This is a genomic window from Bacteroides caecigallinarum, assembly GCF_021530995.1.
In the GTDB taxonomy this organism is placed as follows: Bacteria; Bacteroidota; Bacteroidia; order Bacteroidales; family Bacteroidaceae; genus Phocaeicola; species Phocaeicola faecigallinarum.
Genome location: NZ_JADYTF010000167.1, coordinates 1 through 4942, shown reverse-complemented (window position 1 = coordinate 4942; position 4942 = coordinate 1). Strand labels below are relative to the sequence as shown.

General features: G+C 37.9%; 9 protein-coding genes. 1 reads left to right on the top strand and 8 read right to left on the bottom strand.

Annotated features, from left to right (window positions below; all coding sequences use genetic code 11):
* From I6E24_RS15295 to I6E24_RS15265, 7 genes are all read right to left on the bottom strand, one after another.
* Positions 1-465, bottom strand: a 465-nt coding sequence (locus tag I6E24_RS15295; protein WP_235329463.1) for an AAA family ATPase, incomplete at its 3' end; no start/stop codon positions are given.
* A 10-nt stretch (positions 466-475) separates the two neighbouring features.
* Entirely contained in the window at positions 476-991 is a 516-nt protein-coding gene (locus I6E24_RS15290) for a hypothetical protein (RefSeq protein WP_235329461.1), read from the bottom strand.
* Entirely contained in the window at positions 988-1317 is a 330-nt protein-coding gene (locus I6E24_RS15285) for a hypothetical protein (protein ID WP_235329459.1), read from the bottom strand. The genes I6E24_RS15290 and I6E24_RS15285 overlap by 4 nt, the downstream gene beginning before the upstream one ends.
* On the bottom strand, positions 1314-1805 hold the full coding sequence (locus I6E24_RS15280; RefSeq protein ID WP_235329465.1) for an N-acetylmuramoyl-L-alanine amidase: 492 nt from the start codon (positions 1803-1805) through the stop codon (positions 1314-1316). Before I6E24_RS15280 ends, I6E24_RS15285 begins: the two co-directional genes overlap by 4 nt.
* A complete protein-coding gene (locus I6E24_RS15275) occupies positions 1792-2298 on the bottom strand; it encodes a hypothetical protein (protein WP_235329457.1) in 507 nt (168 codons plus the stop codon). Before I6E24_RS15275 ends, I6E24_RS15280 begins: the two co-directional genes overlap by 14 nt.
* Entirely contained in the window at positions 2298-2468 is a 171-nt protein-coding gene (locus tag I6E24_RS15270) for a hypothetical protein (RefSeq protein ID WP_235329455.1), read from the bottom strand. Before I6E24_RS15270 ends, I6E24_RS15275 begins: the two co-directional genes overlap by 1 nt.
* A gap of 191 nt (positions 2469-2659) precedes the next feature.
* Positions 2660-3853, bottom strand: a complete 1194-nt coding sequence (locus I6E24_RS15265) for a site-specific integrase (protein WP_235329453.1) — start codon at positions 3851-3853, stop codon at positions 2660-2662.
* Positions 3854-3904: 51 nt separating this feature from the next.
* Between I6E24_RS15265 and I6E24_RS15260 the strand changes: the two genes are divergently transcribed.
* Positions 3905-4330: a hypothetical protein gene (locus I6E24_RS15260; RefSeq protein ID WP_235329451.1), complete on the top strand. Its 426-nt coding sequence runs from the start codon at positions 3905-3907 to the stop codon at positions 4328-4330.
* 29 nt (positions 4331-4359) lie between these two features.
* Here I6E24_RS15260 and I6E24_RS15255 read toward each other — a convergent pair whose 3' ends face one another.
* A complete protein-coding gene (locus tag I6E24_RS15255; protein ID WP_235329449.1) occupies positions 4360-4833 on the bottom strand; it encodes a hypothetical protein in 474 nt (157 codons plus the stop codon).
* Positions 4834-4942: the final 109 nt, after the last annotated feature.

Genomic DNA, 4942 nt, shown 5'->3' with positions numbered 1-4942 from the left:
GTTTGATTGCCTGCTTTTCATTTCGAGAAAATCACATTTAACAATATATTGGCCTATATTATGTCTTTCAATGACAATAGGCTTATACTTAGGAGAATTATTTTCTTTAACTTCTTCTGTTCCATAGGTTATAGCAAAATCCATATATAAGTCAGTTATAGAAGGATCATTACTACTTTTGTCATTATTTAAAATATTCTCAACTTGCTCTAATTCAGGTTCCAAGTTTGCTATTGCCTTTAGAATATTTGTTTTGCCAGTACCATTATTCCCCAATATAACTGTACATTGGGACAATTTTGTACTATTTTCTCCTTTGCAAAAATCTAAAATATTCTCCCCTTTGAAACATTTATAATCTTTTAGCATAAGGGAGCGAATATATACTGGAGGATTATTCAACATAATGCGTTTTCTTGAGTTATCGCTACAAATATAAGCTAAAATAGGTACTTTATCATCCATGATTATATTTTTATTTTTTATTAATGGATAAATTAGATACAATCCTACATATTATCTTCACAATTACGATAACAATCAATATTCCTATTGCCCATCCTCCTACATCGAGCCGAAACTGCTGCCAGCGAGTTAGCTCCTTTTCAACAGGATATGGGACTTTTTCTTCCTTCGTTACAGTCACTTCCTTGGAAGGCAGATAAACTGTATCTGGCTGAGTTCGCATTTTAGCCAACAGATTCCCAAGACTGTCGATGGTAAGCATTGCCTGAGCGTTCTTGCTGTTGGCTATATCCAGCCAGTTCAGCACTACCCTACCGTTTTCATCGCATTCGAGTAAGGCTCGGATGGTTGCGCTGTCCGGTGGTAATTGAACTTCAACCAGCTTCTCCACTACAACACTATCAGCCTTGCTTTCTACAGGAACATATCTTACCGTTCGGCAGGAACAGACAAGAATAATGCACATGAAGGGAGCCAGCGTTATGCACCGGCTCACCTTATTCATTATGTAGTCACAGAGCTTCATAATTTATTATTTTTCATATAACCGACCCAAGCAAAATGCTTCCTCTTAGAAGTGTAGGACATATAGGTTTCATTGCTGTATGCCTCACGCTCGAAAGATATATTCCGATAAGCATTCTCTTTCCCGAATAGCCTTACTATCCATTCAATTACATACCATAAATAAAATAATATATACAACATTTCTTTCATCTGCGCAGTATGTATTTCCTCGTGGTTCAGTGTGCAACTTGTAAGCATTGCATCCTTGCGCACAAATAACACACCGAACAGATTAATAGCTTTAAATCCCTTAAACGGGATGATATTATTCCTTACTATTCTCATGGCTTAACTACTATTTCAGGAATAAATGGATATTCACTTCTTACATCAAAGCACGGACACATCTTCGTCCACTCGTTCGGTTCTACGATACCGTCATTGTCAAGGTCTGGCGACGTGTCACGGTGTCCCAGTACTTCGACAATCTGATACTTTGCACACAATTCTTTAATCAGCTTAGCGAGAGCTTCCTTCTGCGCCGGTGTACGGGTGTCAGCTGCCTTACTATTTGCATCCAGTCCGCCGATGTAACAGATACCGATACTATGTTTGTTATAGCTTACACCACTAAAGCCTTTACTATTACAGTGTGCTCCGTTAATCGTCAAGCTGCGGCCAACTTCAATTGTTCCGTCCAGCCTAATAACATAGTTGTACCCTATCGTGCTAAATCCTCTCTGTAAGTGCATCTGTGTAATTTCCTTCTTCCCTATGTCCTGCCCTGCACGTGTTGCAGAGCAATGGACTACAATCGCATCAATCTTGTTCATTTTTCTTTCCATCCTCTTTTGTTACTTCTTCAATTATTTCCCCGGCTGCAGAATACTTCTTTTTGATATAACCGACTAACAGTCTTTTAATAGACACCTTATTCTTAATACCATGTATTGCACAGATATGGTCAGCAATGCTGTCAAACTCGAAGACGAAAGCCAACCCCAAGCCGCACATAGCGGAAATGGTATAGGAGCAGATGCCCACTGGCTGTAGGATGGCAAGACCAAGCATGAAGCCGAGAACCAGATATGAATTATACTCTATGAACTTACACATGGTACGTCTGCCAGCACGGGAGAAACGAAAGTCTTCGCCACGTTTGACTACGCTGTCGATAATACCAAGAATGAAGTCTGCAATTATCATTACGACAATAAACACTAACATCCAACGAAGTTGGAATACCACATCCTTTATTTCTCCAATAAAAGAGTAAGCCCCGGCAACTGCTAATTGTGGAGCTATAATGTTAAGTATTCTCTCCATCAATTCAAATGTTTATCAGTCCAACCCTTTGCAAGCCAGCCAAGGAAAACACCAAACAAGAACGCACCTGTTGATACAATACTTGCCCAAAAAGGCACATATTGGTAGTAAGCCAACAAACCTACAATCACGACTATAACAATAGCCATCACAATCATCTTTTTCTTCATAACTACTAATTTTAAAAAGTTATCCTGTCAAATTCATACACAAAAAAGCACTTCATCCAGTATGAGTTTTTTGGATTTGAAACAATCCGACTAATGTTCCAAATCTCTCTTACAAAGATATAATTTAAAGTATTCGATTTTCAAAAACGGTAAATTCTTGGTATATCCTATAACAATATACCCAGTATATACTAAAACACTGTTTTACTTTGAAATTTATTTACATTTTTCTTCTTTTGCACAGCCTTCAAGTCCTTGACAATTGTAGTGCTTAAAACCTCAGAATATATCTCTGTTGTCTTAACCGAAGTATGCCCAAGAAGTTTCTGCACGGTGGTAATAGCAACGCCTTGATGAATGAGTAACGTAGCACACGTGTGTCTCGCTGTGTGGAATGTGAAATGTTTCTTGATTTTCGATTTTTCGGCTATCTCTGACAAAATTTTGTTAGTGTCTGCATTAATTGGAATAGCTGCCATCTGTTCGATGCTATCGTATTTATCTATGATGTCAAGAGCTTTGCCTTCAAATAGTAAATCCAAAGGGAGTTTAATATCCAAGTTTGTTTTCTGCATATTTAGGCATAGCCATTTTTTTCGATTTATCGGTATAATATTTGATGCTGTCAATGTTCGGAAATCAGAAAAACGTAAACCGGTATAGCAGCAGAATAGGAAGGCATCTAAGATGTGCTGCTGACGACTATCGTCAAGATGCAATTTTTCCAACTTACCAAGTTCATCTGGTGTCAAGAATGGTTTCTGAGCTTTTTGGATCTTGATTTTAAACTTCCTAAATGGATACGCATCAACAGGCATATAACCGTCATTGATTGCTTCGTTCGTAAGGGTTCTCAGTTGTCTTAGATGCTTTCCAGTAGTGTTCTGGTTCTTACCTAAGTCACGGAGCCATGCTTCGAAATCCTTCAGAAATGTGTACGATAAATCTTCGAAAGTCAGTCCAGGGCGAAACCTGTCTAATAACCTTACTGTTGACATTAGATTTTCTTTAGTGCTTTCACTCTTGTCGGCCGATACAATAGATTTCCTTGCAAACTCAGTAAAAGTGATGTTTACTGGTGCTTCCTTCTTTACGGCATCGCGAAGCAAAGCCAGAGTAGGCTGAATGCCACGCTTCCAAAAGCTTAGCTCAATACCCTGCAGGTAAATGATATATTCAAATAATATTGCATTAAGTTCTACAGATTGTGGATGATTAATTACTTCCGATGTCTGATTGTTCCAGTGTTCCGGACGTACATATACGTTCGTAGTAAGATAGATATTACGCTGATTCAGTTTAGCTTCTACCTGAATTAATGCTGTACCCTGCTTATTGATTGTGTTCTTTCTATTATAGACTAATCGGTATCTTATCTTTTGCATTTTTCGCGCAAAGGTCGAAAATCTGCCGCTTTTACGCAAATGTGTGTCCAAGTGGGAGGACTACTTCCGGCAGCAACCCTTGAAGAAAATGGTCTTATGTCATTTGAAGACAAAAAAAGGATGTTCAAATCTATGCCTACAAGCGGAGGAGGATTAACTCATATTGCACATGTAGCACAATACAAAAGATATGGAGCTGCAATTTATGTTATTCCTAATAACGAAAACCCACTAGGCCTTTTTTTGTTGAAAGCAGGTAATAGTTCAAGTATTAATCCAACGCTAGTCAGGCTCTATGGAGGCGGGATGAACGGTAAAATATACTACAAAATTACAGGAAGCACTTTAGATCTTTACTACAAATCAGCGAATACTGATACTGGCCCACAAGATATATTTCAAACAATTGTTGGTACACCAGCATATACAACCTATAGCGGTACAATTGAAGATATGACTGAATTAGTAATATCATAAGAATATCACTGTTTACAGAAGGTTAACTATTAACCTTCTGTAAACAATTTAGCATCATCTGGCAAAGTCGATAAATTCATTAGAGGCTTTACCCCACTGACAGGAACGCAAGATATACTAACAACTCCAGCTTGGAGACTTTTAACATATATTCCCCAATTCCCGTTTTCTAGTTTTGAGTAATAAAACTCAGCATTCCCTATTGAACCATTTATATACGAGACTCGTGCCGCGATTTGAACAGTTTCAGAAGAAACCATTAAAGAAGCCCGCACTGGTTTTCGGTATGCATGATATATGTAAATATCAACAAAACATTTATGAGTTAGTGTTTCAAATAATAACATAGCTTTATTTTGTTTAATTGTGGTACCACCATCAACCAAAGCTCGTGATTTATTCATCAAACCATTCTTTTCAAACGTAGCCGTTCCGATAAGTCCTCCCACAACTGATATTGTTTCTGGGTCTCTGATTACATCATTAAAAGGTTCATCCGACATTTCGCGTGATAGTTTATTAAAGAAGAAAACCGCTGCACAAATTGTATATTTGAATAAGCACAAGCAAACGTACAATTATGAACAGCAGTTTTCTATATCATGCGTGGGG